We start from the raw sequence: 26,553 nt of genomic DNA, 5'->3' as shown, positions 1-26,553 counted from the left end.
CCTTTTTCGCTGCCGTTACTGGCGGAAGGGGAAGTTGAAGGCCTTGAGCAGAGCCCTGGCCTCGTCATCCGTCTTCGCCGTCGTACAAACGATGACGTCCATGCCCCAGACCTGATCAACCTTGTCGTAGTTGATCTCCGGGAACACGATGTGTTCTTTGATGCCCATGGCGTAGTTGCCACGGCCGTCAAAGCTCTTCGGGTTCAGTCCGCGGAAGTCGCGAACGCGCGGCAGCGCGATGTTCACGAGGCGGTCGAGGAACTCGTACATGCGTTCCTTGCGCAGCGTGACCTTGGCGCCGATCGGCATGTTCTCGCGCACCTTGAAGCCGGCAATCGAGTTGCGGGCGCGGGTGACGACGGCCTTCTGGCCGGCGATCAGCGCGAGATCCTCGGCCGCGACCGAGGGCTTCTTGGAATCGGCGGTTGCTTCGCCGACGCCCATGTTCAGCACGATCTTGTCGATGCGCGGAACCTGCATCTCGTTGTCGTAGCCGAACTGCTCCTGCAGCGCCTTGCGGATGGTCTCCTGATAGACCTTCTTGAGGCGCGGCTCGTTCTTGGCAGTTGCCTGCTTGGTTTCAGCCTTAGCCATTGATGACTTCTCCCGAACGCTTGGCGACGCGCACCTTCTTGCCGTCCTTCTGGATGGTGAAGCCGACGCGGGTCGGCTTGCCGTCCTTGGGGTCGGCCAGCGCGATGTTCGACAGGTGGATCGGCGCTTCCTTGGTGATGATCCCGCCCTCTTGGGACTGGGTCTGCTTCTGGTGACGGCGAATGAGGTTCACGCCGCGGACAACCGCGGTGTCTTCCTTCGGCTGCACCGATAGGACTTCGCCCGAACGGCCCTTGTCCTTGCCGGCCAGCACGACGACCTTGTCGCCTTTTTTGATCTTTTGCATTGGTCCGGCTCCTTACAGCACTTCAGGCGCGAGCGAGATGATCTTCATGTGGTTCTTGGCGCGCAGCTCGCGCGGAACCGGTCCGAAGATACGGGTGCCGATCGGCTCTTTCTTATTGTCGACGAGAACGGCCGCGTTCTTGTCGAAACGGATCACGCTGCCGTCCGGACGGCGGATGTCCTTGGCCGTGCGAACCACGACCGCCTTCATCACATCGCCCTTCTTAACGCGGCCGCGCGGAATGGCTTCCTTGATCGACACCACGATGATGTCGCCGACGGAGGCATATTTCCGCTTCGAGCCGCCCAGCACCTTGATGCACATGACACGACGGGCGCCGGAATTGTCCGCGACGTCGAGGTTTGTTTGCATCTGAATCATGACTGGCCGCCTTCTTCTTTTCTAACGGGACGGGTGCTTTCACCCCTCCCCGGTCTGTCCAAAATTCGGTTCGTTCGCCCGGATCAAGCCTGATCCGAAGAGACGACAACCCAGCGCTTGTCCTTGGAAATTGGCTTCGATTCCTGGATGAACACCTGGTCGCCAACCTTGTGGGCGTTGTTCTCGTCGTGCGCCTTGTACTTCTTGGTCATGCGCACGGTCTTCTTCATCACCGGATGCGTGAAGCGACGCTCGACCTTGACGACAACCGTCTTCTCGTTCTTGTCGCTGACGACGGTGCCCTGCAGGATACGCTTCGGCATGGTCTTAACCCTTCTTGGCCGCGGCTTTTTCCGCGGCGATGGTCTTGATGCGCGCGATGTCCTTGCGGACCTGCTTCACGCGCGCGGTCTTCTCGAGCTGGCCGGTGGCCTTCTGGAAGCGCAGATTGAACTGCTCCTTCTTCAGCGCGGCCAGGTCGTCGGTCAGCTGATCCTGGGTCTTGGTCCGGATGTCTTCGGCTTTCATGATCGCCTGTCCTTATTCTGCGATGCGCTGCACGAAGCGCGTCTTGACCGAGAGCTTGGCGGCGCCGAGACGCAGCGCTTCACGCGCGGTCTCCTCGCTGACGCCGTCGATCTCGAACATGATGCGGCCGGGCTTGACGCGCGCCGCCCAATAATCGACGGCGCCCTTGCCCTTACCCATGCGGACTTCGGTCGGCTTCGAGGTGACCGGCAGGTCCGGGAACACCCGGATCCAGACGCGGCCGGCGCGCTTCATCTCGCGGGTGATCGCGCGGCGGGCCGCCTCGATCTCACGCGCGGTGACGCGGTTCGGCTCAAGCGCCTTCAGTCCGAAACCGCCGAAATCCAGATTGGTGCCGCCCTTGGCGGTACCGTGGATACGGCCCTTGAACTGCTTACGGAACTTTGTGCGCTTTGGCTGCAGCATCGTTCTAACTCCAAATTCTCAAATGTCTCAGGCGTTCTCGCGACGACGGCCGCGTTCACGCTCACCGCCACCGCCATGCGCTGCATCACCTTCGGTGGCGCGACGCTCGGAAGCCATCGGGTCGTGCTCAAGGATCTCGCCCTTGAACACCCACACCTTGACGCCGCAGATACCGTAAGCCGTGTTCGCCTCGGCCGTGCCGTAGTCGACATCGGCGCGCAGGGTGTGCAGCGGCACGCGGCCTTCGCGGTACCACTCCATGCGCGCGATTTCGGCGCCGCCGAGACGGCCGGAGCAGTTGATGCGGATGCCTTCGGCGCCGAGACGCATGGCCGACTGAACGGCGCGCTTCATGGCGCGGCGGAACGCGATGCGGCGCTCGAGCTGCTGGGCGATCGACTGGGCGATCAGCGTGGCGTCGATTTCCGGCTTGCGCACTTCAACGATGTTGAGGTGCGTTTCGGACTTCGTCATCTCGGTCAGCTTCTTGCGCAGCTTCTCGATGTCGGCGCCCTTCTTGCCGATGATCAGGCCCGGACGCGCGGCGTGGATGGTGACGCGGCACTTCTTGTGCGGACGCTCGATCACGACCTTGGAGATCGCGGCCTGCTTGAGTTCCTTCTCAAGATACTTGCGGATCTTGAGGTCCTCGTGCAGCAGCTGGCCGTACTCGCCGGTGTTCGCGAACCAGCGCGAATCCCAGGTACGGTTGATGCCGAGACGCAGCCCGATCGGATTGACTTTCTGGCCCATTATGCGGCCTCCCCTTTTTCCTCGACTTCACGAACGACGATCGTGAGGTGTGAGAACGGCTTTTCGATACGGCTGGCGCGACCGCGGCCACGAGCGTGGAAACGCTTCATGACGATCGACTTGCCGACATAGGCTTCCGCCACGACCAGCGCGTCGACATCGAGGTCGTGGTTGTTTTCCGCGTTGGCGATCGCCGATTCCAGCGTCTTCTTGACCGTGCCGGAAATCCGCTTGGCCGAGAATTCGAGGTCGGAAAGCGCTGTCGCGACCTTCTTGCCGCGGATCAGCGCGGCAACCAGGTTCAGCTTCTGCGGGCTGATACGGATCGTGCGCAGAACGGCACGCGCCTCGTTATCAGCAAGCCTGCGCGGAGCTTTGGCCTTGCCCATGATTATTTCCTCTTCGCCTTCTTATCCGCGCCGTGACCGTAATAGGTCCGGGTCGGAGCGAATTCACCGAACTTGTGGCCGACCATATCCTCGTTCACCGAGACCGGGACGTGCTTCTGGCCGTTGTAGACACCGAAGGTGAAGCCGACGAACTGCGGCAGGATGGTGGAGCGACGGCTCCACATCTTGATCACCTCATTGCGACCACCTTCACGAACCTTGTCCACCTTCTTGAGAAGGTAGCCGTCGATGAAGGGGCCTTTCCAAATCGAACGAGTCACTTGGCGTTACCTCTTATTAGCTCTTGCGCTGATGACGCGAGCGCAGGATGAACTTGTCGGTCGCCTTGTTGGACCGCGTCTTCTTGCCCTTGGTCGGCTTGCCCCAGGGCGAAACCGGATGACGGCCGCCCGAGGTGCGGCCTTCGCCGCCGCCGTGCGGATGGTCGACCGGGTTCATGGTCACGCCGCGATTGTGCGGACGCTTGCCGCGCCAAACGGTGCGACCGGCCTTGCCGTCGTTGATGTTGCCGTGGTCGGGGTTCGACACCGCGCCGACGGTGGCCATGCAGGAGCCGTGCACGACGCGCTGCTCGCCCGAGTTGAGGCGCAGGATCGCCATGCCCTGGTCGCGGCCGACGAGCTGGGCGTAACCGCCAGCCGAACGGGCGACCTGACCGCCCTTGCCCGGCTTCAGCTCGATGTTGTGGACGATCGTGCCGACCGGCATCGAGGCCAGCGGCATCGCGTTGCCCGGCTTCACGTCAACCGCTTCGCCGGCCACGATCTTGTCGCCGGCAGCAAGACGCTGCGGGGCCAGGATGTAGGACAGCTCGCCATCGTCATACTTGATCAGCGCGATGAAGGCGGTGCGGTTCGGATCGTATTCGATACGCTCGACCGTGCCGACGACGTCGTACTTCTTACGCTTGAAGTCGATGATGCGGTACGAGCGCTTGTGACCGCCGCCGATGAAGCGGGCCGTGATGCGGCCGTAATTGTTGCGGCCGCCCGACTTGGTCAGGCCTTCGGTCAGGCCCTTGACGGGCTTGCCCTTGTAGAGGCCCGAGCGGTCGACGATGACCAGCTGGCGGGTGCTCGGCGTTATCGGGTTGAATTTCTTAAGTGCCATTGTCCTGTCCTCGCGGCCTTGCTCAGAGACCCGTCGCGACGTCGATCGACTGGCCGTCGGCCAGCGTCACAACCGCCTTCTTGACGTCGCCCTGGCGGCCAACCGTGCCGCGGAAGCGCTTGATCTTGCCCTTGCGGACGAGCGTGTTCACAGCCGTCACCTTGACGCCGAAGAGAGCCTCCACGGCAGCCTTGATTTCCGGCTTCGACGCCTTCTTGGCGACGTTGAAGACGACCTGGTTCTGCTCGGAAGCCATGGTCGACTTTTCGGTGATCGCCGGCGAGACGATCACGTCGTAGTGACGGAGGTCGGTCATTTAAAGCGCTCCTCGAGAGCCTCGACGGCGGCCTTGGAAAGGACCAGCGTGCCGCGGCGCAGAATGTCGTAGACGTTGATGCCCTGGATGGGCAGCACGTCGATGTTCGGAATGTTGGTCGCGGCCAGCTTGAAGTTCTGGTCAAGCTCGGCGCCGCCGATCACCAGCGCGTTGGTCAGCCCCAGCGTCTCGAGGTTCGCCGCCAGCGCCTTGGTCTTGGCTTCGGCAAGCTTCAGCTCGTCTACGATGATGAGCGAAGCGCTCTTGGCCTTGGCCGAGAGAGCATGCTTCAGGCCCAGCGCGCGCACCTTCTTCGGCAGGTCGTGCTCATGGCTGCGCACGACCGGGCCGTGCGCCTTGCCGCCGCCGCGGAACTGCGGAGCGCGAGCCGAGTGGTGACGGGCGCGCCCCGTACCCTTCTGCTTGTACATCTTGGCGCCGGTGCGCGCGATCTCGGCGCGGCCCTTGGCCTTGTGCGTGCCCTGCTGCTTCTTGGCGAGCTGCCAGCGCACGACGCGCTGCAGGATGTCCTCGCGCGGGTCGAGGCCGAAAATCTCTTCGGAGAGCTTCAGCTCGCCGGCGTCCTTGCCGCCCAGCGTTTTAATCTTGAGGTCCATTATTCCGCTCCCTCAGTGGCCGGGGCTTCGTTCTTGGCAGCAGCAGCGGCACGGATCGCGGCGGGCTTCGGCGCGTTGGCCGGCAGCGCAACCTTGGCAGCGTCGCGAACCAGGATCCAGGCGCCTTTGACGCCGGGAACCGCGCCGCGGATCAGGATCAGGCCGCGGTCGGCATCGGTCGAGACAACCTCGACATTCTGCGTCGTGACGCGGGTGTCGCCCATGTGGCCGGCCATCTTCTTGCCCTTGAACACCTTGCCGGGGTCCTGGCGCTGGCCGGTCGAGCCGTGCGTGCGGTGCGAGACCGAGTTACCGTGCGTGGCGCGGCCACCACCCATGTGGTGGCGCTTGATCACGCCCTGGAAACCCTTGCCGGTCGAAGTGCCGGTGACGTCGACCTTCTGGCCGGCGACGAAATGCTCCACGGTCAGCTCGGCGCCGACGTCGATCATGTTGTCGGCGGAGACGCGGAACTCCGCGACCTTGGCCTTGGGCTCGACGGACGCAGCGGCGAAATGGCCGCGCATCGCCTTCGACGTGTTCTTCACCTTGGCAAGGCCAACGCCGAGCTGGACGGCGGTGTAGCCGTTCTTCTCCTGCGTGCGCTGAGCCACGACCTGGCAGTTCTCCATCTGGAGAACGGTGACGGGAACGTGTTCCCCGGCATCGTTATAGATGCGGGTCATTCCCACCTTCTTTGCAATCACACCTGAACGCATCGGTTCAATTCCTTTAGAGTTCCGGGCCAGGGGCACCGCCCCTTACCGCGTTCTCATTCCTTTAGAGCTTGATCTCGACGTCGACACCGGCGGCCAGATCGAGCTTCATCAAAGCATCGACCGTCTGCGGGGTCGGATCGACGATGTCGAGCAGACGCTTGTGCGTACGCATCTCGAACTGCTCGCGGCTCTTCTTGTCGACGTGGGGCGACCGGTTGACCGTGAATTTTTCGATCCGCGTCGGCAGCGGGATGGGGCCGCGGACGTTGGCGCCGGTGCGCTTGGCGGTCGACACGATTTCGCGCGTCGAGGCGTCGAGCACCCGGTGGTCAAACGCTTTAAGGCGGATGCGGATATTCTGTCCGTTCATGCGTCAATTCCTTGTTCTGGCGCGGCGCGGGCAGCTCCCGCGCCCGCGACAGATCGGTTTCAGTCCAAATTACTCTTTGATGGTGACGACGATGCCGGCACCGACGGTGCGGCCGCCTTCGCGGATGGCGAAGCGCAGCTTCTCTTCCATCGCGATCGGCACGATCAGCTCGACGTCGACGGTGATGTTGTCGCCGGGCATCACCATCTCGGTGCCGGCCGGCAGCGTCACGATGCCCGTCACGTCCGTCGTGCGGAAGTAGAACTGCGGACGGTAGTTGGTGAAGAACGGCGTGTGACGGCCGCCTTCGTCCTTGGTCAGGATGTAGGCTTCGGCCACGAACTTCTTGTGCGGCTTCACCGAGCCCGGCTTGGCCAGAACCTGGCCGCGCTCGACGCCCTCGCGGTCGATGCCGCGCAGCAGCGCGCCGATGTTGTCGCCGGCCTGGCCCTGGTCGAGCAGCTTGCGGAACATTTCAACGCCCGTGCAGGTCGTCTTGGCGGTCGGACGGATGCCGACGATCTCCAGTTCCTCGCCGACCTTGACCACGCCGCGCTCGACGCGGCCGGTCACGACCGTGCCGCGGCCCGAGATCGAGAACACGTCCTCGATCGGCATCAGGAACGGCTTGTCCAGCGGACGAACCGGGGTCGGGATGTAGGCGTCGACCTGAGCCATCAGCTCGCGGATGGCGTCCTCGCCGATGGTCTTGTTCGAATCCTCGAGAGCGGCCAGAGCCGAGCCCTTGACGATCGGAATGTCGTCGCCGGGGAACTCGTTCTTCGACAAAAGCTCGCGAACCTCGAGCTCGACCAGCTCGAGCAGCTCGGCGTCGTCGACCTGGTCGACCTTGTTGAGGAATACCACGATCGAAGGCACGCCGACCTGACGGGCAAGCAGGATGTGCTCGCGGGTCTGCGGCATCGGGCCGTCGGCGGCCGACACGACCAGGATCGCGCCGTCCATCTGGGCAGCACCGGTGATCATGTTCTTCACATAGTCGGCGTGGCCGGGGCAGTCGACATGGGCATAGTGACGGTTGGCCGTCTCATACTCGACATGCGCCGTCGAAATCGTGATGCCGCGCGCCTTCTCTTCGGGTGCCGCGTCGATCTGGTCATAGCGCTTGTATTCGCCAAAATACTTCGTGATCGCCGCCGTCAGCGACGTCTTGCCATGATCGACGTGGCCGATCGTGCCAATGTTCACATGCGGCTTGGTGCGCTCGAATTTACCTTTTGCCATGTGATCTCTCCAATCCTGCTTGCCCGTGCGGGCCTTGAATTAAGGTCTCGTGCAACCCGCTCGAGTTACGCGTATTTCTTCTGAACTTCCTGGGCGACCGCGGTCGGAACCGGCTCGTAGTGGTCGAACTGCATCGTGTACTGGGCGCGGCCCTGCGACATCGAACGCAGATTGTCGACGTACTTAAACATGTTCGCCAGCGGCACCATTGCGTTGATGACGACGGCAACGCCACGCGCTTCCTGACCCTGGATCTGGCCACGACGGCCGTTGAGGTCGCCGATGACGCCGCCGACATAATCTTCCGGCGTCACGACCTCGACCTTCATGATCGGCTCAAGCAGCTGCACGCCGAGGCGCGGAGCGGCTTCCTTAAAGCAGGCGCGGGAGGCGATTTCGAACGCCAGCACCGAGGAATCGACGTCGTGGAAGGCGCCATCCACGAGGGTCGCCTTGACGCCGATCATCGGGAAGCCGGCGAACGGGCCGGAACCCATGACGCTGTTGATGCCCTTCTCGACGCCCGGGATGTATTCCTTCGGAACCGCACCGCCGACGATCTTGGACTCGAACACGAACTCTTCGCTCTCGGTGTTCGGCTCGAAGATGATCTTGACGCGAGCGAACTGGCCGGTACCGCCGGTCTGTTTCTTGTGCGTGTAATCCTGTTCGTGCGTGCGGGTGATCGTCTCGCGATAAGCCACCTGCGGCGCGCCGACATTGGCTTCGACCTTGAACTCGCGGCGCATGCGGTCGACGATGATGTCGAGATGCAACTCGCCCATGCCGGCGATGATGGTCTGGCCCGATTCCTCGTCGGTCTTGACGCGGAAGGACGGATCCTCAGCCGCCAGGCGATGCAGCGCGAGGCCCATCTTTTCCTGGTCGTTCTTGGTCTTCGGCTCGATGGCGATCTGGATGACCGGATCGGGGAATTCCATGCGCTCGAGGATGACCGGGTGCAGCGGATCGCAGAGCGTGTCGCCGGTGGTCGTGTCCTTGAGGCCGGCCAGCGCAACGATGTCGCCGGCATAGGCTTCCTCGATGTCGGCGCGCGAGTTCGCATGCATCTGCAGCATGCGGCCGATGCGCTCCTTCTTGCCCTTGACCGTGTTGTCGAGCGAGGTGCCCTTGGTGAGTTTGCCCGAATAGATGCGGGCGAAGGTCAGCGAACCGACGAACGGGTCGTTCATGATCTTGAACGCCAGCATCGACAGCGGCTCGTTATCATCGGCATGACGCTCGATCTCGGCGTCGGTCTTGGCGTCGACGCCCTTGATGGCCGGCACGTCGATCGGCGACGGCAGGTATTCGACGACGGCGTCGAGCAGCGGCTGCACGCCCTTGTTCTTGAAGGCCGAGCCGCAGAACATCGGGAAGAACTTGACCGCGATGGTGCCCTTGCGGATCAGCGCGCGGATCTCGTCGTTCGACGGCATCTTGCCTTCGAGATAGTTCTCGAGCGCGGTCTCGTCCATCTCGACGGCGGCTTCGATCATCTTCTCGCGATACTGCTCGGCCTTGGCCTTGAGGTCAGCCGGGATCTCGACGACGTCCCAGGCGGCGCCCAGGGTCTCGTCGCGCCAGACGAGCGCGTTCATCTCGACGAGGTCGACGACGCCCTTGAACTCGGTCTCGGCGCCGATCGGCAGCTGCATGACGACCGCCTGCGCGCCGAGGCGCGAACCGATCATCTCTTCCGAGCGGTAGAAGTCGGCGCCGATCTTGTCCATCTTGTTGCAGAAGATCATGCGCGGCACATGGTACTTGTCGGCCTGGCGCCACACGGTCTCGGTCTGCGGCTCCACGCCGGCGTTGGCGTCGAGGAGCGCGATGGCGCCGTCGAGCACGCGCAGCGAACGCTCGACCTCGATGGTGAAGTCGACGTGTCCGGGGGTGTCGATGATGTTGAAGCGGCGCATCTTGCCGTCACGACCCTTCCAGAAAGTCGTGGTCGCGGCCGACGTGATGGTGATGCCGCGTTCCTGCTCCTGCTCCATCCAGTCCATGGTGGCAGCGCCGTCATGGACTTCGCCGATCTTGTGCGACTTGCCCGTGTAGTACAGGACGCGCTCGGTCGTCGTCGTCTTGCCGGCGTCGATATGCGCCATGATACCGAAATTGCGGTAGTCTTCGATCTTGTATTCGCGGGCCATGGGAGGTGCCTCTCAGTCTCTTTCGCGTTACCAGCGGTAATGCGCGAAGGCGCGGTTGGCTTCCGCCATCTTGTGGGTGTCTTCACGTTTCTTGACGGCGGTGCCGCGGTTGTTGGCCGCGTCCATCAGCTCGCCCGAGAGGCGGTCGACCATGGTGGTCTCGTTGCGGTTGCGGGCCGCGGCGATCAGCCAACGGATGGCCAGGGCCTGGCGGCGCTCGGGGCGCACGTCGACCGGAACCTGGTAGGTGGCGCCGCCGACGCGACGCGAGCGCACTTCCACATGCGGCGCGACATTGTCGAGCGCCTGGTGGAAGACGGTGACCGGCTCCTGCTTGGTCTTGGCCTGGACCTGATCCAGCGCGCCGTAGACGATGGTCTCGGCTACCGACTTCTTGCCGTCATACATGACGGCGTTCATGAACTTGGTGACGATCAGATCGCCGAACTTGGGATCCGGGTTGATCTCACGCTTTTCTGCACTGTGACGACGGGACATGGGAAACCCTTACTTCGGACGCTTGGCGCCGTATTTCGAACGACGCTGCTTGCGGTTCTTCACACCCTGCGTGTCGAGCACGCCGCGGATGATATGGTAGCGGACGCCCGGCAGATCCTTGACGCGACCGCCGCGGATCATGACCACCGAGTGTTCCTGAAGGTTGTGGCCTTCGCCGGGGATGTAGCCGATCACTTCAAAACCGTTGGTCAGGCGAATCTTGGCCACCTTGCGCAGCGCCGAGTTCGGCTTCTTCGGCGTCGTGGTGTAGACGCGCGTGCAGACGCCCCGCTTCTGCGGGTTCTGCTGCATGGCCGGGACCTTGTTTCGCTTCACCGGCGCCAGGCGCGGCTTGCGGATCAGCTGGTTGACGGTAGGCATTAAACCCTCTTGTCTCTCAATTCCGTGTCTGCCCTGTCAGGGCCGCTAAAAGCGTCATTTCCATACGCGAATTCGGGCAACACACCGCGTCTCGCGGTCCTGCCCGAACAAATTGCAGAGGAAGCGGAAGCCGCTTCATGCGCGCCGGAAATGTCTTTTCGCTCGTAAAACGAACCCTGTTTGAGACAAACTCCAAAGCGTGTCGCCTCGGAAAGGCTGGTCTCACATCGGTTCTGACGTCGCGGCTTCTACTCGTAAGGCCATTGCCCGTCAACCCCGCAACGGCAAATATTGCGGTCAATTCGAGGCTTGGCAGCCATGCGCAAAACGCATGTAATTTTATTGCGCCTTTTTTCAAGAGCGAGGAAGAAAGTGACCGGCTTGCGGCTGTCTTCCGCACTGGCTTCGTGCCAAAACGCGGCTTGAGCCGGACTTTGCGCCGGAAAACGAGGAATCAGCCCGTGAACGACAATGAAGAACGGCCGGTCACCATCATTACCGGACGAGTCTGGCGCAAGAAGGGCGGCAAGCCCGAGGGCGTGCATGTGATGCTGGTGGCGCCCGACGATGATTCTGCCGTGCGCCGCGCCCTCGAATCGCTCGCCGCCGAGGGATTCGCGGAGGCCGAGCTCGACCAGATCGGCGACATGGAAGGCGAGCCCGACGAGGAGCCGCATCTGTCGGCCTATCAGGGCGCGCTGGAAGGCGAGGTGTCGATCGTCACCTTTGACGAGCCGTTCTGATATAGCCGGCGGCACAACGTCCCTCCCCGACCACCCCTAATAACCTGAAGCCAGCCATTCTTCTTTTCCGGAGTTCCCATGACCAGCAATCCCATCAAGCTCGGCATCGTCGGCGTGGGAAAGATCGTCCGTGACCAGCATCTGCCGGCAGTCGCCAAAGACGGCGACTATCAGCTCGCCGCCGCGGCCAGCCGCCATGGCAAGGTCGACGGTATCCCGAACTATCCGACGATCGAGGCGATGCTTGCGGCTGAACCTGGTGTCCAGGCGGTCTCGCTCTGCATGCCGCCGCAGTTCCGCTACGACGCCGCACGCACCGCGCTGGAGGCGAAGAAGCATGTGTTCCTCGAAAAGCCGCCGGGCGCGACGGTGAGCGAGGTCGAGCATCTCAAGGCGCTGGCCGACAAGAACGGCGTCTCGCTCTTTGCCAGCTGGCATTCGCGCTATGCGCCGGCGGTAGAGGCCGCGCGCGCCTTCCTCGTCTCGGCCAAGCTGACCTCGGCCGCCATCAACTGGAAGGAAGACGTGCGCCGCTGGCATCCGAACCAGGAATGGATCTGGGAGCCAGGCGGCTTCGGCGTTTTCGATCCGGGCATCAACGCCCTGTCGATCGCCACGCATATCCTGCCGCCGATGTTCATCACCTCGGCAGTGCTCGATTTTCCCGAAAACCGTGCGGCACCGGTCGCGGCGCATGTCGCCTTCCGCACCTCGAACGGCCTGCCGGTGACGATGGAACTCGACTGGTTGCAGACCGGGCCGCAGAGCTGGGACATCCTGGCCGAGACTGACAAGGGCAAGATGGTCCTGTCCGGCGGCGGCGCAAAGCTCGCCGTCGACGGCAAAGTCATTCACGACGAGCCGGAAGCCGAATATCCGATGCTTTACAAACGTTTCGCCGAGATCGTTCGCACGGGCACTTCCGATGTCGACCTCGCGCCGCTGCAGCACGTGGCCGACGCCTTCATGCTGGGCAAGCGCAATGTGGTCGAGGCGTTTTTCGACTGAGTCAGCGGCAAAGCGCCGAAGCGAGCGAAATCCCTATTCTACGATCGCGATGGCAAAGCCGTCATAGCCTTTGGCGCCGACGGTCTGGATGGCCGTGCCGTCCAGCCGCTTGTCACCGCTGATGAACGAAAACGCGGCGCGGGCGCCTTCGACATTGACGTCGCCGCTGTTCTTCTTCACGACCGCTCCGTCGCGGATGACGTTGTCGCAGACGATGACCGTGCCCGAGCGCGACAGCTTCATCGCCCAGTCGAGATAATTCGGGTTGTTGGGCTTGTCGGCGTCGATGAAGATCAGGTCGAATGGGGCGGCATTCTGGTCGGCCAGCGCGGCGAGCGACTGTAGCGCCGGGCCGACCCGCAGGTCGACCTTGTCGGAAACCCCTGCCCGCTCGAAATTCGAGTGCGCGACCCTGGCGTGGTGCGGAACGAGCTCCAGCGTCACCACCTTGCCGTCCGCCGGCAGTCCCCTCGTCATCCAGATGGTCGAGTAGCCGCCGAGCGTGCCGACCTCCAGCACGGTCTTCGCGCCTCGGATGCGCACCAGCAGCGACAGCAATTTGCCCTGCGCGGGCGACACGTCGATGGCCGGAAGGCCCTGGTCGCGGTTGGCCTTAAGCACGGCGTCCAGCACGGGGTCCGCTTCGAAAAGCGAGGAAACGATATAGTCATCGACTGCCGCCCAGGCCTTGCTGCTCATAGCTCTTCCTCCTTCGTGAAGTTAGATCGGGATGACGCTCGTAGATCCATCATCCCGATCTGGTTCTTTGTTGGAGCATGATCTTTCCTGAAAACCGGTACCCACTTTTTCAGGATCGTGCTCTGAATGCAAAAAGGGGCCCGCGCGGGCCCCTTCCTTTCTTCTCTTATATCATGCCGTTTACTGCGCGGCGTTGACCATGTCGGTCAGCATCGGGTCGGCGACCTCGACACCGGAGGCCTTGCGGCGCTCGTCGATGATGAGCTCGTCGCGCGAGGTTGCGATGCGCCTGATCTGGCTCATCGTGCCGCCCGTGCCGGCGGGGATCAGACGGCCGACGATGACGTTTTCTTTCAGGCCCTGCAGCATGTCGGTCTTGCCGGCAACCGCAGCCTCGGTGAGCACCCTGGTCGTCTCCTGGAAGGAGGCGGCCGAGATGAAGGACGGCGTCTGCAGCGAGGCCTTAGTGATGCCGAGCAGCACCGGCTGACCTTCGGCCGGCTTCTTGCCGTCCTCGATCAGGCGCTCGTTGACCTCTTCCAGCTCGATCACGTCGACGTGGTCGCCCGGGATGTAGGTCGAGTCGCCCTGCGTGGTGATCTCGACCTTCTGCAGCATCTGGCGAACGATCACCTCGATGTGCTTGTCGTTGATCGACACGCCCTGCAGGCGGTAGACCTCCTGGATCTCGTTGACGAGATAGGAGGCCAGCGCCTCCACGCCCTTGATCGCCAGGATGTCGTGCGGCGCCGGGTTGCCGTCGAGGATATAGTCGCCCTTCTCGATGACGTCGCCGTCCTGGAGATGGAACGGCTTGCCCTTCGGGATCAGGTACTCCACCGGCTCCAGCGTCGAGTCATGCGGCTCGATGATGATGCGGCGCTTGTTCTTGTAGTCGCGGCCGAAGCGGATCGTGCCATCGATCTCGGCGATGATGGCGTGATCCTTCGGACGGCGAGCCTCGAACAGTTCCGCAACACGCGGCAGACCACCGGTGATGTCCTTGGTCTTGGCGCTTTCCATCGGGATACGCGCCAGGACGTCGCCCGGCTTCACATGGGCGCCCGGCTCGACCGAGAGGATGGCCTCGACCGAGAGCAGGAAGCGTGCATCGCCGCCCTTCGACAACTTGCCGACCTTGCCCTTGGCGTCCTGGATGACGATCGCCGGCTTCAGGTCGCTGCCGCGCGGCGTCGAACGCCAGTCGATGACCTCACGCTTGGTGATGCCGGTCGACTCGTCGGCCGTTTCCTGAACGGAGATGCCGTCGACCAGATCCTCGAACGCCACGCGACCCTCGATTTCGGTGAGGATCGGGCGGGTATAGGGATCCCACTCGGCGATACGCTGGCCGCGCTTCACCTTGTCGCCATCGTCCACGAAGATGCGCGAACCATAGGCGACGCGGTGCGTGGCACGCTCCTTGCCGGTCTCATCGAGGATGAGCACCGCCATGTTGCGGCCCATGACCATCTGCTGGCCTTCCGAGTTGCGCACCACGTTGCGGTTGCGGATCTGCACCTTGCCCTCATAGGAGGCTTCAAGGAACGAGGAATCCACCACCTGCGCCGTGCCGCCCATGTGGAAGGTACGCATGGTGAGCTGGGTGCCCGGCTCGCCGATCGACTGCGCCGCGATGACGCCGACGGCCTCGCCCTGGTTGACGGGGGTACCGCGAGCCAGGTCGCGACCGTAGCAGACGGCGCACACGCCGGTCCTGACCTCGCAGGTCAGCGCCGAACGGATGCGGACCGACTGCACGCCGGCCTTTTCGATCTGCTCCACATCGCGCTCGTCCATCAGCTTGCCGGCCTTGACCAGCAGATCGCCGGTGACCGGATGGTTGATGTCGTCGAGCGCAGTGCGGCCCAGCACGCGCTGGCCGACCGAGGCGACGATCTGGCCGGCATCGACGATCGGCTGCATGGTGAGGCCCTTGTCGGTGCCGCAATCAACCGAGTTGACGATGCAGTCCTGCGCCACGTCGACGAGACGGCGGGTGAGGTAGCCCGAGTTCGCCGTCTTCAAGGCGGTGTCGGCCAGACCCTTGCGGGCGCCGTGGGTCGAGTTGAAGTACTCGAGCACGGTGAGGCCTTCCTTGAAGTTCGAGATGATCGGCGTCTCGATAATTTCACCCGAGGGCTTCGCCATCAGGCCGCGCATGCCGGCGAGCTGACGCATCTGGGTGGGCGAACCGCGCGCACCCGAATGCGACATCATGTAGATCGAGTTCATCGGCTTCTGACGGCCGTTGTCCTCGAATTCCACCGCCTTGATGCGCGCCATCATCTCGTCGGCGACCTTTTCCGAGCACTTGGCCCAGGCGTCGACGACCTTGTTGTACTTCTCGCCCTGCGTGATCAGGCCGTCATTGTACTGCTGCTCGTATTCCTTGGCCAAAGCCTCGGTGTCGGAAACAAGCTTCAGCTTGGTGTCCGGGATCAGCATGTCGTCCTTGCCGAACGAGATGCCGGCACGGCAGGCATGGGCGAAGCCGAGCGCCATGATGCGATCGCAGAAGATGACCGTCTCTTTCTGACCGCAGTGGCGGTAGACGGTGTCGATCATCTTGGAGATGTTCTTCTTGGTCATCTCCTGGTTGGCGGTCTCATACGGCACGTTGACGTTCTTCGGCAGAAGCTCGCCGATGATCATGCGGCCCGGCGTGGTGTCGTAGATCTTCGACACGACATTGCCTTCAGCGTCGACCGTGCGGAAGCGGCCCTTGATCTTGGCGTGCAGCGTCACGGCCTTGGTCTCCAGCGCATGCTGGAGCTCGCCCATGTCGGCAAACACCATGCCTTCGCCCGGCTCGTTCTGGTTGACGATCGAGAGATAGTAGAGACCGAGAACCATGTCCTGCGACGGCACGATGATCGGCGCGCCGGAGGCCGGGTGCAGGATGTTGTTGGTCGACATCATCAGCACGCGGGCTTCGAGCTGCGCTTCCAGCGACAGCGGCACGTGGACCGCCATCTGGTCACCGTCGAAGTCGGCGTTGAAGGCGGTGCAGACCAGCGGATGCAGCTGGATCGCCTTGCCTTCGATCAGGGTCGGCTCGAACGCCTGGATGCCGAGGCGGTGCAGCGTCGGCGCGCGGTTGAGCAGCACCGGATGCTCGCGGATAACCTCGTCGAGGATATCCCAAACCTCCGGACGCTCCTTCTCGACCAGCTTCTTCGCCTGCTTGACGGTCGAGGAGAAACCCTTGGCGTCGAGGCGGGCGTAGATGAAGGGCTTGAACAGCTCGAGCGCCATCTTCTTCGGCAGACCGCACTGATGCAGCTTCAGCTCCGGACCGGTCACGATGACCGAGCGACCGGAATAGTCGACGCGCTTGCCGAGCAGGTTCTGACGGAACCGGCCCTGCTTGCCCTTGAGCATGTCGGACAGCGACTTCAGCGGACGCTTGTTGGCGCCGGTGATGACGCGGCCGCGACGGCCGTTGTCGAACAGCGCGTCGACGGCTTCCTGCAGCATGCGCTTCTCGTTGCGCACGATGATGCCGGGAGCGCGCAGCTCGATCAGCCGCTTCAGGCGGTTGTTGCGGTTGATGACGCGGCGATAGAGGTCGTTCAGATCCGAGGTCGCAAAGCGGCCGCCGTCCAGGGGAACCAGCGGGCGCAGGTCCGGCGGGATCACCGGAACCACCTTCATGATCATCCATTCCGGACGATTGCCTGATTCCATGAAGTTCTCCACGACCTTGAGCCGCTTCAGATACTTCTTCTGCTTCAGCTCGGAGGTGGTCGAAGCCAGCTCCGAACGCAGGTCGCCGGCGATCTTCTCAAGGTCCATGCCGGCCAGGAGGTCATGGATGGCCTCGGCGCCGATCATGGCGGTGAAAGAATCCTCGCCATACTCGTCGACGGCGAGCATGTACTCCTCCTCGCTGAGGAGCTGGTTCTCCTTCAGCGCGGTGAGGCCCGGCTCGGTGACGATGTAGTTCTCGAAATACAGCACACGCTCGATGTCCTTGAGGGTCATGTCGAGCAGCGTGCCGATGCGCGAGGGCAGCGACTTCAGGAACCAGATATGGGCGACGGGCGCGGCTAGCTCGATATGGCCCATGCGCTCGCGGCGAACGCGCGACAGCGTGACTTCGACGCCGCACTTTTCGCAGATGACGCCCTTGTACTTCATGCGCTTGTACTTGCCGCACAGGCATTCATAGTCCTTGATCGGGCCAAAAATGCGCGCGCAGAACAGACCGTCACGCTCCGGCTTGAAGGTGCGGTAGTTGATGGTCTCCGGCTTCTTGATCTCGCCGAACGACCAGGACAGAATCTTCTCTGGGCTGGCAAGCGAGATCCGGATGGAATCGAACACCTGCGCAGGCGCCTGCGGGTTGAAGAGATTCATGACCTCTTGGTTCATGCCGTTCTCCTTTTCGGGGTCCTCGATAACCCCTTCAATCGATCGCGGACGAAATGTCCGCAGACTGGCCGGTCAAACCGGCCGAAGACTTCTTGGTTGAGCATGACCTTGTCCGAAAACCGGTGGCCACTTTTCGGGGTCATGCTCGGGGCGCGCCGCTTCCTGGAGCGGCGCGCCATAGGCTTCATTCGGCTGCGTCGGGCAGACGCGTCGGAGCCTCTTCGACCTGGGTGTTTTCCAGTTCCACATTGAGGCCGAGCGAGCGCATTTCCTTGACGAGAACGTTGAAGCTCTCCGGAATGCCCGCCTCGAACGTGTCGTCGCCGCGCACGATCGCCTCGTAGACCTTGGTGCGGCCGGCCACGTCGTCCGACTTCACCGTCAGCATTTCCTGCAGCGTGTAGGCGGCGCCGTAGGCTTCGAGCGCCCAGACCTCCATTTCGCCGAAGCGCTGGCCGCCGAACTGCGCCTTGCCGCCCAGCGGCTGCTGGGTGACGAGCGAGTACGGACCGATCGAACGCGCGTGGATCTTGTCGTCCACCAGGTGGTGCAGCTTGAGCATATAGATATAGCCCATCGTCACCTTGCGATCGAACGGCTCGCCGGTGCGACCGTCATAGAGCTGCGACTGACCGCTGGTGTGCAGGCCTGCCTGCTCCAGCATGGTGTTGATGTCGACCTCGTGCGCGCCGTCGAACACCGGTGTCGCGATGGAGACGCCGCGGCGCATCTGCTCGCTCAGGCGAACGATGCTCTCGTCGTCATACTCGCGGATCGGCTCGTTGCGATCGTTGGCCGGCATGAAGCTTTCCAGCGTCTTGCGCAGCGGCTTGATGTCGCCGCCACCCTTATACGCGTCGATCAGCTCGCCGATCTTCCTGCCCATGCCTGCGCAAGCCCAGCCCAGATGCGTTTCCAGGATCTGGCCAACATTCATGCGGCTCGGCACACCCAGCGGGTTGAGCACGATATCGGCATGCGTGCCGTCCTCGAGGAAAGGCATGTCCTCGACCGGAACGATGCGCGACACGACACCCTTGTTGCCGTGACGGCCGGCCATCTTGTCGCCAGGCTGCATCTTGCGCTTCACCGCCACGAAGACCTTGACCATCTTCATGACGCCCGGAGGCATTTCGTCGCCGCGCTGCACCTTCTCGACCTTGTCCATGAAGCGCTGCTCGAGCGCCTTCTTGGACTCGTCGTACTGGCCGCGCAGAGCCTCGAGCTCGCCCTGGAGCTTCTCGTTCTCCACGGCGAACTGCCACCACTGCGAACGCGGATACTCGTCGAGCGTGTCCTTCGACAGCTTCGAGCCCTTCTTGAAGCCCTTCGGCCCGGCAATCGCTTCCTTGCCGACCAGCATGTCGGAAAGACGCGCGTAGACGTTGCGGTCGAGGATCGCCTGTTCGTCGTCGCGGTCCTTGGCCAGACGCTCGATCTCCTCGCGCTCGATCGCCATCGCGCGCTCGTCCTTCTCCACGCCGTGGCGGTTGAAGACGCGGACTTCGACGACCGTGCCGAAGGTGCCCGGAGGCATGCGCATGGAGGTGTCGCGGACGTCCGAGGCCTTTTCGCCGAAGATGGCGCGCAGAAGCTTTTCTTCCGGTGTCATCGGGCTTTCGCCCTTCGGCGTGATCTTGCCGACCAGGATGTCACCCGGCTGCACCTCGGCGCCGATATAGACGATGCCGGCCTCGTCGAGGTTCTTCAGCGCCTCCTCCGAAACGTTCGGAATGTCGCGCGTGATTTCCTCCGGCCCGAGCTTGGTGTCGCGCGCCATGACCTCGAACTCCTCGATGTGGATCGAGGTGAAGACGTCATCGGCCACGATGCGCTCGGAGAGCAGGATCGAGTCCTCGTAGTTGTAGCCGTTCCACGGCATGAACGCGACCAGCACGTTACGGCCGAGCGCCAGATCGCCGAGTTCGGTCGACGGACCGTCGGCGATGATGTCGCCCTTGTTGACGCGGTCGCCCATGCGCACCAGCGGCCGCTGGTTGATGCAGGTGTTCTGGTTCGAACGCTGGAACTTCATCAGCCGGTAGATGTCGACGCCCGACTTGCCGGGATCGAGGTCTTCCGTGGCGCGGATAACGATACGGGTGGCGTCCACCTGATCGACCACGCCGCCGCGGCGAGCGCCGATGGCCGCGCCCGAGTCACGGGCGACGACCGGCTCCATGCCGGTGCCGACGAACGGCGCCTCGGCGCGCACCAGCGGCACGGCCTGACGCTGCATGTTCGAGCCCATGAGCGCGCGGTTGGCGTCGTCGTTCTCGAGGAACGGGATGAGCGCCGCCGCGACCGACACCATCTGCTTCGGCGAGACGTCCATCAGGTCGACGTTCTCGCGCGGCGCCATCATCACTTCGCCGGCGTTACGGCAAATGACGAACTCGTCGACGAAGCTGCCGTTCTTGTCGAGCTCGGCGTTGGCCTGCGCGACATAGTGCTTGGCCTCTTCCATCGCCGACAGGTAGACAACTTCGTTGGTCAGCTTGCCGCCCACGATCTTGCGGTACGGGCTTTCGATGAAGCCGTACTTGTTGACGCGCGCGAAGGTGGCCAGCGAGTTGATCAGACCGATATTCGGGCCTTCCGGCGTCTCGATCGGGCAGATGCGGCCGTAATGCGTCGGGTGCACGTCGCGCACCTCGAAGCCGGCGCGCTCGCGGGTCAGACCGCCCGGTCCAAGCGCCGAGAGGCGACGCTTGTGGGTGATCTCCGACAGCGGGTTGGTCTGGTCCATGAACTGCGACAGCTGCGAGGAGCCGAAGAACTCGCGCACGGCGGCGGCCGCCGGCTTGGCGTTGATCAGATCCTGCGGCATGACCGTGTCGATCTCGATCGAGGACATGCGTTCCTTGATCGCGCGCTCCATGCGCAGCAGGCCGACGCGGTACTGGTTCTCCATGAGCTCGCCGACAGAGCGCACGCGGCGGTTGCCGAGATTGTCGATGTCGTCGATCTCGCCCTTGCCGTCGCGCAGCTCGACCAGCGTCTTGACCACGGCCAGGATGTCTTCCTTGCGCAGCACGCGCACGGTGTCCTCGGCCTTGAGCTCGAGGCGCATGTTCATCTTGACGCGGCCGACGGCCGACAGGTCATAGCGCTCGCTGTCGAAGAACAGCGAGTTGAACATGGCTTCGGCGGTCTCGAGCGTCGGCGGCTCGCCCGGGCGCATGACACGATAGATGTCGAACAGCGCGTCCTGGCGGCTCTCGTTCTTGTCGACGTTGAGCGTGTTGCGGATATAGGCGCCGACATTGACGTGGTCGATGTCCAGAATCTGGATCTCGTCCTCGCCGGTGCCGAGCAGCACCTTCAGCGTCTTGTCGTCGATCTCGTCGCCGGCCTCGAGGAAGATCTCGCCGGTGGCATAGTTGACGATGTCCTCGGCGAGGTAGTTGCCGAGCAGATCCTCGTCGGTCGCCTTGATGGCCTTGAGACCCTTTTCGCCAAGCTGGCGGGCCTGGCGGGCGGTGATCTTCTTGCCTTGCTCGACGACGATTTCACCGGTGTCGGCATCAACCAGATCGCCGACGGCCTTGAGGCCGCGGAAGCGCTCTACGTTGAACGGAATGCGCCAATGGTCGCCGGCGCGCTTGTAGGTGATCTTGTTGTAGAAGGTCGACAGGATCTCTTCGCCGTCCATGCCGAGCGCCATCAGCAGCGACGTCACCGGGATCTTGCGGCGGCGGTCGATGCGGGCGTGCACGACGTCCTTGCTATCGAACTCGATGTCGAGCCACGAGCCGCGATAGGGAATGACGCGCGCGGCAAACAGAAGCTTGCCCGACGAGTGCGACTTGCCCTTGTCATGGTCGAAGAAGACGCCCGGCGAGCGGTGCATCTGCGAGACGATGACGCGCTCGGTGCCGTTGACGATGAAGGTGCCGTTCGACGTCATGAGCGGCATGTCGCCCATGTAGACGTCCTGCTCCTTGATGTCCTTGATCGACTTCGCGCCGGTATCCTCGTCGATATCGAACACGATGAGGCGCAGCGTCACCTTGAGCGGCGCAGCATAGGTCAGGTCGCGCTGACGGCACTCGTCAACGTCGAATTTCGGTGCCTCGAACTCATACTTCACGAACTCCAGCATGGAGGAGCCGGAAAAGTCGGAGATCGGGAAGACCGACTTGAAAACGGCCTGCAGTCCCTCGTCCGGACGGCCGCCCTTGGGCTCGTCCACCATCAGGAACTGGTCATAGGATGCCTTCTGAACCTCGATCAGGTTCGGCATCTCCGCAACTTCCGGGATCTTTCCGAAGAACTTGCGTACGCGTCTGCGGCCATTGAAAGTCTGGGTCTGGGCCATCGTCGCTCCTTAGCTCTAAACTCGGGACGAACCTCGCCGCGGCTCGCCTTGCACCAACGGGCCGCCTCGACGGCTGCCCCTATCTGTTTTCCGGCCTGCACTGCCAACAGCTTGGCGGGTACCGGCTAAAACGGGAGAAAACCCGTTTCCGGAAGGCCGCTTTTCGGCCCTCAGGAAAGAGGTTTTCAAACGCCTCGCGCAACAAAGTCTCCCTCAGTCCAAGGGAGGGGCGGACGGCGCGAGACCGTCCGCCCACGCCTAATTACTTCAGCTCGACCTTGGCGCCAGCTGCTTCCAGCTGAGCCTTGAACTTGTCGGCGTCGGCCTTGGAAACGCCTTCCTTGACCGGCTTCGGAGCCGCTTCGACCAGGTCCTTGGCTTCCTTGAGGCCAAGGCCGGTGATGGCGCGGACTTCCTTGATGACGTTGATCTTCTGGGCGCCGGCGTCGGCGAGAACGACGTCGAATTCCGTCTTCTCTTCAGCCGGAGCAGCGGCAGCGGCAGAACCACCAGCAGCGGCGGCAACAGCCACCGGAGCAGCGGCCGAAACGCCCCACTTCTCTTCCAGGAGCTTCGAAAGCTCAGCCGCCTCGAGGACGGTCAGGCTCGAAAGGTCGTCTACGATCTTCGCGAGATCAGCCATTTTGATATTCCTTCAATTGGTTCGAACGTGTGTTGTTGACAGCGAGGAACGGCCTCATGCCGCCTCGTCCTTCCGGGCGTAAGCGCCGATGACACGCGCGACCGAAGCCGCGGGCGCATTGACGATCTGGGCGATCCGGGTTGCCGGCGTGGCGATCATGCCAACCAGCTTGGCGCGCAGCTCGTCGAGCGACGGCATCGTGGCGAGTGCCTTGACACCATCGGCGTTGAGCGAGGTCGAGCCCATCGCGCCGCCGAGAATGATCAGCTTGTCATTCCCCTTGGCGAATTCGGACGCGACCTTCGGCGCCGCAATCGGATCCTCCGAATAAGCGACCAGCGTCTGTCCCTTGAACAGATCGATGATCGATGCGGAGTCCGTGCCCTGAAGAGCGATCTTGGCGAGACGGTTCTTCGCGACTTTGACGGTGCCGCCGGCAGCGCGCATCTTCGACCGAAGGTCGTTCATTTGCGCCACGGTGATACCGGCGTAGTGGGCCACGACGACTGAACCCGCGTTCGAGAACGCATCATTCAGGCCCGTGACGAGTTCGCGCTTTTCCGCTCTGTCCACTGCCTATCTCCAGTTGACCACTGCCTCATTTTCGAGGTCAGAAGTCGGGTTGCCTTTTGCCGGCCGGGCCATCCAAAAACGGATCTCCCGAACGACGCTCGAGGATCCTGCCCCCTTTCGCCACGCCGACGGCAAGCCGGCGATGCGCTGACAAAAGGCAAACACGGTTCGAACCTTTCATTGGAGCTTTCCGCTCCTTTGTCGGGTCTTCACCCGTCTCATGCAGGCCCACATGAATTAAGGCTGTTGGGCCGCCTGCAATCTCGGACAGGATATCCGGAAACCTTTCGGCTCCCGGGTTACCGGGCCGCCGACGGATCGGCGGTCCGGAATTCTTCATGGGTCGACTCAGGGCCGACCCGACGACACTTACGACGCGGCGAGCGTCGCGATGTCGAGCTTCAGGCCCGGGCCCATCGTCGAGGTGACCGACACCTTCTTAACGTAGTTGCCCTTGGCGCCGGCCGGCTTGGCCCTGTTCACCGCATCGGCGAAGGCGCGGACATTCTCTTCCAGCGCCTTGACGTCGAACGAAACCTTGCCGACGCCGGCCTGGACGATGCCGGCCTTCTCGACGCGGAACTCGACGGCGCCGCCCTTCGAAGCCTTGACGGCCGCAGCCACGTCGGTGGTCACGGTGCCGACCTTCGGGTTCGGCATCATGCCACGCGGGCCGAGCACCTTACCCAGACGGCCGACCAGCGGCATCATGTCCGGCGTGGCGATGCAGCGATCGAAATCGATCGTGCCCTTCTGGACGATGTCGACCAGATCCTCGGCTCCAACGATATCAGCGCCGGCGGCCTTTGCTTCCTCAGCCTTATCGCCACGGGCGAACACGGCGACACGCACGGAACGGCCGGTGCCGTTCGGCAGGTTGACCACGCCGCGGACCATCTGGTCGGCATGGCGCGGATCGACACCGAGATTCATCGAGACCTCGACGGTCTCGTCGAACTTCACCTTGGACCGGTCCTTGAGCAGCTGCAGCGCCTCGGAGAGCGCATAAGCCTTGTTTGGATCGATGCCTTCGCGACTCGCAGCAACACGCTTTGCAATCTTTGCCATGATCTTAGCCCACCACTTCCAGGCCCATCGAGCGGGCGGAGCCCTCGACCATGCGCATGGCCGCCTCGACGTCGTTTGCGTTCAGGTCCTTCATCTTCTGCTCGGCGATCGCGCGCACCTTGTCGCGGCTGATCGTGCCGACCTTGGTCTTGCCCGGCTCCTTGGAGCCCGACTTCAGGTTGGCGGCCTTCTTCAGGAAGTAGCTCACCGGCGGCGTCTTCATGACGAAGGTGAACGACTTGTCCTGGTAGTAGGTGATGACGACCGGGATCGGCGACCCCTTCTCGAGCTCCTGCGTCTGCGCGTTGAACGCCTTGCAGAATTCCATGATGTTGATGCCGCGCTGACCAAGCGCCGGGCCGATCGGGGGCGACGGCGTGGCCGAGCCCGCGGCAACCTGGAGCTTGAGCTGGCCTGCAACTTTCTTAGCCATCTCTATTCCTGCCTTTTCTCATGCCGGCCCATTAGCGGGACACCGGCGGTTGCAGTCTGGTGGTGCGGTTCCGACGGCCGGCTATGCCGCCTTCGCCTCCCACCCGTTCATGCGGCGCCTTAAGCGACCGCCCCGACGCCTTACGGCGCGGATCCCGACGCCTTGCGGCGCGGGTTGTGCCGACGCCTTGCGGCGCGGCTAACCGGATCAGCCCTTTTCGACCTGTCCGAATTCCAGATCGACGGGCACGGCGCGCCCGAAGATCGAAACTTCCACCTTGAGGCGGGCCCGCTCCTCGTCCACTTCCTGTACGACGCCGTTGAACGACGCGAACGGACCATCCGAGACGCGGATCGCCTCGCCGATCTCGAAGGTGACCGAGGGCTTCGGCCGCTCGACGCCTTCCTGGACCTGGTTCAGGATGCGCTGCGCCTCGGTCTCGGTGATCGGCACGGGCTTGGAGTCGCCCAGGAAGCCGGTCACTTTCGGCGTGTTCTTGACCAGCGAGAACACGGCGTCCGTCAGGTTGGCCTTCAGGAGCACATAGCCCGGGAAGAACTTGCGCTCGGCATCGACCTTGCGGCCACGGCGGATCTCGACGACCTTCTCGGTCGGCACCACGATCTGCTCGATCTCGCCGGCCAGGCCCTTCTGCTTGGCCTTGTTCTCAATGTCCTCGGCGACCTTCTTCTCGAAGTTCGAATAGGCGTGGACGATATACCAGCGCGCAGTCATTTCCCGACCTCTCCGTAAACCGCCGAATTAATGCCCGAGACCCAGGATCCACTCGATCGCATAGCCCATCAGAATGTCGGCTGCGAAGAAGAAGAGCATCGCGATCACCGCGAACACCAGGACCATCACGGTCGAGATCATGGTTTCGCGCCGCGATGGCCATGTCACCTTGGCCGTCTCCGCGCGAACCTGCTGGAGAAAGGTGAAGGGATTAGTGGTTTTCGAAGCCATGTACCGCCTGTTTTCAAGACCCGTTGGCCGGGCCTCCTGGATGATCCCGCTGGCCGGGACGTGCCGCCTGGGCTTCATGCGGTGCGAATCAGCGCCGCTATTTCACCCACGCAAATCAGACGCGTAAAGCCGGCTTCCCAGCTCCACGCGTCGCGTGTCTGTCTTGTCTACATAAAACCGATTCTTAATCCACGCAAGTGGCAAGGGTCCGCTTTATGTCCTAGCGCCGCCTCGGAACCATCCAGTCGTCCCGTCCCGGCTATGCGGGGCTTATGCCCGAATTTTCCCTATATGGCAAGCTACCCGGCCATTTTCAAATACCGGGCTGGGTTTTGCGTTATGTGGACGCGGCCAGGCGGTATCGCTGCGCATCGCTTGGCATCCATGCCTGTGGCATGCTTTCTTGGAGCGATGACTGAGCCGACGCAAGAACAGGTTGAGCAGCTTACCATTGCCTTCGAACGCTTCACGCGCCGGTTCAAGGTAGCCGAAGCCGTTGCGGCGGCGGAGAACGCACTTAACGCGCTCGACGCTCAGACGCTGGTCTTCATCTGCGACAATGCCGGATGCGGGGCGGCGGACGTCGCCCGCTATCTCGATGTCGCGCCGACGACCATGTCCTCGGCCATCGACAGGCTTGTGCGCAAGGGACTGGTCGAGCGCCGCAGGCCGGAAGAGAACCGCCGGACGGTAGCCCTTACCGCCACGGCAAAGGGCGTGCAGGTGGTCGGCGATCAAAAAGCCGGCTACCGCAACGCCTGCATGGCAATGCTCAGGTCGCTAAACGCCAGCGAACGACAGGAGTTGATCCGCCTTACCGAGAAAATCGCAGATACGAAAGTTGAATAATACGATTTTCGTACTATCATGATGGTGGCTCGCCGGCGTTCCGCTGCCGGTCCCTGAATGGA

30 protein-coding genes are annotated in these 26,553 nt (G+C 62.9%); 3 read left to right on the top strand and 27 right to left on the bottom strand.

Going from position 1 to position 26,553, the window contains the following annotated elements; translation table 11 throughout:
* Positions 1 to 15: 15 nt before the first annotated feature.
* The 18 genes from rplE to rpsL all read right to left on the bottom strand — a co-directional run bounded on the left by rplE (position 16) and on the right by rpsL (position 10,811).
* Complete coding sequence (gene rplE / locus EJ068_RS31250; RefSeq protein WP_126082801.1) at positions 16 to 594, bottom strand: 50S ribosomal protein L5; 579 nt, start codon at positions 592 to 594, stop codon at positions 16 to 18.
* On the bottom strand, positions 587 to 901 hold the full coding sequence (gene rplX / locus EJ068_RS31245; RefSeq protein ID WP_042642195.1) for a 50S ribosomal protein L24: 315 nt from the start codon (positions 899 to 901) through the stop codon (positions 587 to 589). Before rplX ends, rplE begins: the two co-directional genes overlap by 8 nt.
* 12 nt (positions 902 to 913) lie before the next feature.
* Complete coding sequence (rplN, locus tag EJ068_RS31240; RefSeq protein WP_006205457.1) at positions 914 to 1,282, bottom strand: 50S ribosomal protein L14; 369 nt, start codon at positions 1,280 to 1,282, stop codon at positions 914 to 916.
* Between the two features lie 83 nt (positions 1,283 to 1,365).
* Positions 1,366 to 1,605: a 30S ribosomal protein S17 gene (gene rpsQ, locus EJ068_RS31235; RefSeq protein ID WP_023675136.1), complete on the bottom strand. Its 240-nt coding sequence runs from the start codon at positions 1,603 to 1,605 to the stop codon at positions 1,366 to 1,368.
* Positions 1,606 to 1,609: 4 nt separating this feature from the next.
* Positions 1,610 to 1,810 carry a 50S ribosomal protein L29 gene (rpmC, locus tag EJ068_RS31230; RefSeq protein WP_042642190.1) on the bottom strand — a complete coding sequence of 67 codons (201 nt, stop codon included), beginning with the start codon at positions 1,808 to 1,810 and terminating at the stop codon, positions 1,610 to 1,612.
* A 12-nt stretch (positions 1,811 to 1,822) separates the two neighbouring features.
* A complete protein-coding gene (rplP, locus tag EJ068_RS31225) occupies positions 1,823 to 2,236 on the bottom strand; it encodes a 50S ribosomal protein L16 (protein WP_027170364.1) in 414 nt (137 codons plus the stop codon).
* Positions 2,237 to 2,263: 27 nt separating this feature from the next.
* Positions 2,264 to 2,989, bottom strand: coding sequence for a 30S ribosomal protein S3 (gene rpsC, locus EJ068_RS31220; protein ID WP_127252188.1), 726 nt, complete (start codon positions 2,987 to 2,989; stop codon positions 2,264 to 2,266).
* A complete protein-coding gene (rplV, locus tag EJ068_RS31215) occupies positions 2,989 to 3,378 on the bottom strand; it encodes a 50S ribosomal protein L22 (protein WP_010909277.1) in 390 nt (129 codons plus the stop codon). Before rplV ends, rpsC begins: the two co-directional genes overlap by 1 nt.
* A gap of 2 nt (positions 3,379 to 3,380) precedes the next feature.
* Positions 3,381 to 3,659 carry a 30S ribosomal protein S19 gene (gene rpsS / locus EJ068_RS31210; RefSeq protein ID WP_006205463.1) on the bottom strand — a complete coding sequence of 93 codons (279 nt, stop codon included), beginning with the start codon at positions 3,657 to 3,659 and terminating at the stop codon, positions 3,381 to 3,383.
* A 16-nt stretch (positions 3,660 to 3,675) separates the two neighbouring features.
* Positions 3,676 to 4,509, bottom strand: coding sequence for a 50S ribosomal protein L2 (gene rplB / locus EJ068_RS31205; RefSeq protein ID WP_126082803.1), 834 nt, complete (start codon positions 4,507 to 4,509; stop codon positions 3,676 to 3,678).
* A gap of 22 nt (positions 4,510 to 4,531) precedes the next feature.
* On the bottom strand, positions 4,532 to 4,825 hold the full coding sequence (locus EJ068_RS31200; protein ID WP_040983033.1) for a 50S ribosomal protein L23: 294 nt from the start codon (positions 4,823 to 4,825) through the stop codon (positions 4,532 to 4,534).
* Positions 4,822 to 5,442: a 50S ribosomal protein L4 gene (rplD, locus tag EJ068_RS31195; RefSeq protein ID WP_127252189.1), complete on the bottom strand. Its 621-nt coding sequence runs from the start codon at positions 5,440 to 5,442 to the stop codon at positions 4,822 to 4,824. Before rplD ends, EJ068_RS31200 begins: the two co-directional genes overlap by 4 nt.
* A complete protein-coding gene (gene rplC / locus EJ068_RS31190; protein WP_127252190.1) occupies positions 5,442 to 6,161 on the bottom strand; it encodes a 50S ribosomal protein L3 in 720 nt (239 codons plus the stop codon). The genes rplD and rplC overlap by 1 nt, the downstream gene beginning before the upstream one ends.
* Positions 6,162 to 6,222: 61 nt before the next feature.
* Positions 6,223 to 6,531, bottom strand: coding sequence for a 30S ribosomal protein S10 (gene rpsJ, locus EJ068_RS31185; RefSeq protein ID WP_006205468.1), 309 nt, complete (start codon positions 6,529 to 6,531; stop codon positions 6,223 to 6,225).
* Positions 6,532 to 6,600: 69 nt separating this feature from the next.
* Positions 6,601 to 7,776 (bottom strand): elongation factor Tu, encoded by a 1,176-nt coding sequence (gene tuf, locus EJ068_RS31180; protein ID WP_040983039.1) that lies wholly within the window; start codon positions 7,774 to 7,776, stop codon positions 6,601 to 6,603.
* 65 nt (positions 7,777 to 7,841) lie between these two features.
* Entirely contained in the window at positions 7,842 to 9,932 is a 2,091-nt protein-coding gene (gene fusA, locus EJ068_RS31175; RefSeq protein ID WP_095818141.1) for an elongation factor G, read from the bottom strand.
* Between the two features lie 27 nt (positions 9,933 to 9,959).
* Positions 9,960 to 10,430, bottom strand: coding sequence for a 30S ribosomal protein S7 (gene rpsG / locus EJ068_RS31170; RefSeq protein WP_027170372.1), 471 nt, complete (start codon positions 10,428 to 10,430; stop codon positions 9,960 to 9,962).
* A gap of 9 nt (positions 10,431 to 10,439) precedes the next feature.
* On the bottom strand, positions 10,440 to 10,811 hold the full coding sequence (rpsL, locus tag EJ068_RS31165) for a 30S ribosomal protein S12 (protein WP_006202128.1): 372 nt from the start codon (positions 10,809 to 10,811) through the stop codon (positions 10,440 to 10,442).
* Between the two features lie 461 nt (positions 10,812 to 11,272).
* On the opposite strand from rpsL, the gene EJ068_RS31155 reads away from it, so the two are divergent.
* Positions 11,273 to 11,554, top strand: a complete 282-nt coding sequence (locus EJ068_RS31155; RefSeq protein WP_040983044.1) for a hypothetical protein — start codon at positions 11,273 to 11,275, stop codon at positions 11,552 to 11,554.
* A gap of 78 nt (positions 11,555 to 11,632) precedes the next feature.
* Entirely contained in the window at positions 11,633 to 12,562 is a 930-nt protein-coding gene (locus EJ068_RS31150) for a Gfo/Idh/MocA family oxidoreductase (RefSeq protein ID WP_127252436.1), read from the top strand.
* A 33-nt stretch (positions 12,563 to 12,595) separates the two neighbouring features.
* On the opposite strand, the gene EJ068_RS31145 is transcribed toward EJ068_RS31150, so the two are convergent.
* From EJ068_RS31145 to secE, 9 genes are all read right to left on the bottom strand, one after another.
* Complete coding sequence (locus EJ068_RS31145; RefSeq protein ID WP_127252434.1) at positions 12,596 to 13,261, bottom strand: O-methyltransferase; 666 nt, start codon at positions 13,259 to 13,261, stop codon at positions 12,596 to 12,598.
* A 180-nt stretch (positions 13,262 to 13,441) separates the two neighbouring features.
* Entirely contained in the window at positions 13,442 to 17,638 is a 4,197-nt protein-coding gene (gene rpoC / locus EJ068_RS31140) for a DNA-directed RNA polymerase subunit beta' (protein WP_127252432.1), read from the bottom strand.
* Positions 17,639 to 17,822: 184 nt separating this feature from the next.
* A complete protein-coding gene (rpoB, locus tag EJ068_RS31135) occupies positions 17,823 to 21,959 on the bottom strand; it encodes a DNA-directed RNA polymerase subunit beta (protein WP_127252430.1) in 4,137 nt (1,378 codons plus the stop codon).
* Positions 21,960 to 22,221: 262 nt separating this feature from the next.
* Positions 22,222 to 22,602, bottom strand: a complete 381-nt coding sequence (gene rplL, locus EJ068_RS31130) for a 50S ribosomal protein L7/L12 (RefSeq protein ID WP_127252428.1) — start codon at positions 22,600 to 22,602, stop codon at positions 22,222 to 22,224.
* Positions 22,603 to 22,656: 54 nt separating this feature from the next.
* Positions 22,657 to 23,175, bottom strand: coding sequence for a 50S ribosomal protein L10 (gene rplJ, locus EJ068_RS31125; protein ID WP_126061036.1), 519 nt, complete (start codon positions 23,173 to 23,175; stop codon positions 22,657 to 22,659).
* A gap of 369 nt (positions 23,176 to 23,544) precedes the next feature.
* Positions 23,545 to 24,243, bottom strand: a complete 699-nt coding sequence (gene rplA, locus EJ068_RS31120; RefSeq protein ID WP_126082809.1) for a 50S ribosomal protein L1 — start codon at positions 24,241 to 24,243, stop codon at positions 23,545 to 23,547.
* A gap of 4 nt (positions 24,244 to 24,247) precedes the next feature.
* Entirely contained in the window at positions 24,248 to 24,676 is a 429-nt protein-coding gene (rplK, locus tag EJ068_RS31115; protein ID WP_042642146.1) for a 50S ribosomal protein L11, read from the bottom strand.
* Between the two features lie 207 nt (positions 24,677 to 24,883).
* On the bottom strand, positions 24,884 to 25,411 hold the full coding sequence (gene nusG / locus EJ068_RS31110) for a transcription termination/antitermination protein NusG (protein ID WP_095818149.1): 528 nt from the start codon (positions 25,409 to 25,411) through the stop codon (positions 24,884 to 24,886).
* A gap of 27 nt (positions 25,412 to 25,438) precedes the next feature.
* Positions 25,439 to 25,642, bottom strand: a complete 204-nt coding sequence (secE, locus tag EJ068_RS31105) for a preprotein translocase subunit SecE (protein WP_027170383.1) — start codon at positions 25,640 to 25,642, stop codon at positions 25,439 to 25,441.
* 291 nt (positions 25,643 to 25,933) lie between these two features.
* On the opposite strand from secE, the gene EJ068_RS31100 reads away from it, so the two are divergent.
* Positions 25,934 to 26,491 carry a MarR family winged helix-turn-helix transcriptional regulator gene (locus EJ068_RS31100; RefSeq protein ID WP_245463297.1) on the top strand — a complete coding sequence of 186 codons (558 nt, stop codon included), beginning with the start codon at positions 25,934 to 25,936 and terminating at the stop codon, positions 26,489 to 26,491.
* The last annotated feature ends 62 nt before the right edge of the window (positions 26,492 to 26,553 follow it).

The sequence above is a fragment of the Mesorhizobium sp. M2A.F.Ca.ET.043.02.1.1 genome (genome assembly GCF_003952405.1).
GTDB lineage: Bacteria > Pseudomonadota > Alphaproteobacteria > Rhizobiales > Rhizobiaceae > Mesorhizobium.
This window is presented reverse-complemented; position numbering and strand designations above follow the sequence as displayed.

What these genes read in the sequence shown, in the direction of transcription:
- rpoC (WP_127252432.1), bottom strand. Translation starts at nt 17,638, where the DNA reads ATGAACCAAGAGGTCATGAATCTCTTCAACCCGCAGGCGCCTGCGCAG.
- EJ068_RS31200 (WP_040983033.1), bottom strand. Translation starts at nt 4,825, where the DNA reads ATGACCGACCTCCGTCACTACGACGTGATCGTCTCGCCGGCGATCACC.
- rplV (WP_010909277.1), bottom strand. Translation starts at nt 3,378, where the DNA reads ATGGGCAAGGCCAAAGCTCCGCGCAGGCTTGCTGATAACGAGGCGCGT.
- rplX (WP_042642195.1), bottom strand. Translation starts at nt 901, where the DNA reads ATGCAAAAGATCAAAAAAGGCGACAAGGTCGTCGTGCTGGCCGGCAAG.
- rplE (WP_126082801.1), bottom strand. Translation starts at nt 594, where the DNA reads ATGGCTAAGGCTGAAACCAAGCAGGCAACTGCCAAGAACGAGCCGCGC.
- rplC (WP_127252190.1), bottom strand. Translation starts at nt 6,161, where the DNA reads ATGCGTTCAGGTGTGATTGCAAAGAAGGTGGGAATGACCCGCATCTAT.
- rpsJ (WP_006205468.1), bottom strand. Translation starts at nt 6,531, where the DNA reads ATGAACGGACAGAATATCCGCATCCGCCTTAAAGCGTTTGACCACCGG.
- fusA (WP_095818141.1), bottom strand. Translation starts at nt 9,932, where the DNA reads ATGGCCCGCGAATACAAGATCGAAGACTACCGCAATTTCGGTATCATG.
- rplB (WP_126082803.1), bottom strand. Translation starts at nt 4,509, where the DNA reads ATGGCACTTAAGAAATTCAACCCGATAACGCCGAGCACCCGCCAGCTG.
- rplP (WP_027170364.1), bottom strand. Translation starts at nt 2,236, where the DNA reads ATGCTGCAGCCAAAGCGCACAAAGTTCCGTAAGCAGTTCAAGGGCCGT.
- rplN (WP_006205457.1), bottom strand. Translation starts at nt 1,282, where the DNA reads ATGATTCAGATGCAAACAAACCTCGACGTCGCGGACAATTCCGGCGCC.
- rplA (WP_126082809.1), bottom strand. Translation starts at nt 24,243, where the DNA reads ATGGCAAAGATTGCAAAGCGTGTTGCTGCGAGTCGCGAAGGCATCGAT.
- EJ068_RS31150 (WP_127252436.1), top strand. Translation starts at nt 11,633, where the DNA reads ATGACCAGCAATCCCATCAAGCTCGGCATCGTCGGCGTGGGAAAGATC.
- EJ068_RS31100 (WP_245463297.1), top strand. Translation starts at nt 25,934, where the DNA reads ATGGCAAGCTACCCGGCCATTTTCAAATACCGGGCTGGGTTTTGCGTT.
- rplD (WP_127252189.1), bottom strand. Translation starts at nt 5,442, where the DNA reads ATGGACCTCAAGATTAAAACGCTGGGCGGCAAGGACGCCGGCGAGCTG.
- rpmC (WP_042642190.1), bottom strand. Translation starts at nt 1,810, where the DNA reads ATGAAAGCCGAAGACATCCGGACCAAGACCCAGGATCAGCTGACCGAC.
- secE (WP_027170383.1), bottom strand. Translation starts at nt 25,642, where the DNA reads ATGGCTTCGAAAACCACTAATCCCTTCACCTTTCTCCAGCAGGTTCGC.
- rpsQ (WP_023675136.1), bottom strand. Translation starts at nt 1,605, where the DNA reads ATGCCGAAGCGTATCCTGCAGGGCACCGTCGTCAGCGACAAGAACGAG.
- nusG (WP_095818149.1), bottom strand. Translation starts at nt 25,411, where the DNA reads ATGACTGCGCGCTGGTATATCGTCCACGCCTATTCGAACTTCGAGAAG.
- rpsC (WP_127252188.1), bottom strand. Translation starts at nt 2,989, where the DNA reads ATGGGCCAGAAAGTCAATCCGATCGGGCTGCGTCTCGGCATCAACCGT.
- tuf (WP_040983039.1), bottom strand. Translation starts at nt 7,776, where the DNA reads ATGGCAAAAGGTAAATTCGAGCGCACCAAGCCGCATGTGAACATTGGC.
- rpsG (WP_027170372.1), bottom strand. Translation starts at nt 10,430, where the DNA reads ATGTCCCGTCGTCACAGTGCAGAAAAGCGTGAGATCAACCCGGATCCC.
- EJ068_RS31145 (WP_127252434.1), bottom strand. Translation starts at nt 13,261, where the DNA reads ATGAGCAGCAAGGCCTGGGCGGCAGTCGATGACTATATCGTTTCCTCG.
- rplK (WP_042642146.1), bottom strand. Translation starts at nt 24,676, where the DNA reads ATGGCTAAGAAAGTTGCAGGCCAGCTCAAGCTCCAGGTTGCCGCGGGC.
- rpoB (WP_127252430.1), bottom strand. Translation starts at nt 21,959, where the DNA reads ATGGCCCAGACCCAGACTTTCAATGGCCGCAGACGCGTACGCAAGTTC.
- rplL (WP_127252428.1), bottom strand. Translation starts at nt 22,602, where the DNA reads ATGGCTGATCTCGCGAAGATCGTAGACGACCTTTCGAGCCTGACCGTC.
- rpsL (WP_006202128.1), bottom strand. Translation starts at nt 10,811, where the DNA reads ATGCCTACCGTCAACCAGCTGATCCGCAAGCCGCGCCTGGCGCCGGTG.